1 protein-coding gene is annotated in these 256 nt (G+C 57.4%); it reads left to right on the top strand.

Annotated features, from left to right (window positions below; all coding sequences use genetic code 11):
* Positions 1 to 256 (top strand): molybdopterin-dependent oxidoreductase (locus tag ACWXWW_RS18170; RefSeq protein ID WP_455971427.1); only part of this gene is annotated, 256 nt, incomplete at both ends.

The following is a 256-nucleotide window of genomic DNA, read 5'->3' as shown; positions in this document are numbered from 1 at the left end:
GCGTGGGGAAGGGAAGTTCGAGCGGATTAGCTGGGATGAAGCCTACGATATCATCGCCACCAATATGCAGCGCCTTATTAAAGAGTACGGCAACGAATCCATCTACCTGAACTACGGTACCGGAACGCTTGGCGGCACGTTGACCCGCTCCTGGCCGCCGGGAAAAACGCTGGTGGCACGCCTGATGAACTGCTGCGGCGGTTATCTCAATCACTATGGTGACTACTCCTCAGCGCAGATCGCGGCGGGCCTGAAC

It is taken from the genome of Microbacterium sp. KNMS (assembly GCF_053851835.1).
Note: the sequence above shows the minus strand (reverse complement) of the source record. Positions and strands in the feature narration are given on the sequence as shown.